1 protein-coding gene is annotated in these 541 nt (G+C 61.9%); it reads right to left on the bottom strand.

Features of this window, described 5'->3' with window-relative positions; genetic code table 11:
• On the bottom strand, nucleotides 1-541 hold a 541-nt coding region (locus tag CSC70_RS14325), incomplete at both ends, for a TonB-dependent receptor domain-containing protein (protein WP_162457232.1).

Raw genomic sequence — 541 nt, 5'->3', positions numbered from 1 at the left:
CGTGTACTGCGCCAGCGCCGACTTGACCTGCTCCAGTCCCAGGATGTCGAACAGATTGCGGTCGTAGCTGCGACCGGCACCGCCAAACAAACCCAGCGATGCGTCGCCGCGGAAATCGTAGGAGAAGCCCAGGCGCGGCGCGAAGTTGTTGTTGTCCTGTTTACGGTTATGGCCGTTGCTGATGTAGTCGTTAATGTTGACGCCGCCCTTGGCCAGTTGCTCGGCGTAGGTGGCGCTCACCGTCGGGTCGGTGCCGGGGCCGTTCAAGGCCGCCACCACTTCCGGCGGGGTCACGTTGTCCAGATACGAGGGAATCTTCTCGCCATCCCAGCGCACGCCCAGGTTCAACTGCAGCTTGTCGTTTACGTCCCAATCGTCCTGGATGTACAGGCCCAGCTGCTTGCTCTTGGTCGTCACCGACGGCGCGGCACCTGCAAACGGCAGATTGAACTTCACCTGGTACGGAATCGCCGAGGTTCCCAGGCCATCGGCCACCGCGTAGTAGAACGACGGATTGACCGCCGCGTTTTCGCTCTGGGTC

The sequence above is a fragment of the Pseudoxanthomonas kalamensis DSM 18571 genome (genome assembly GCF_010211745.1).
In the GTDB taxonomy this organism is placed as follows: Bacteria; Pseudomonadota; Gammaproteobacteria; order Xanthomonadales; family Xanthomonadaceae; genus Pseudoxanthomonas_A; species Pseudoxanthomonas_A kalamensis.
Note: the sequence above shows the minus strand (reverse complement) of the source record. Positions and strands in the feature narration are given on the sequence as shown.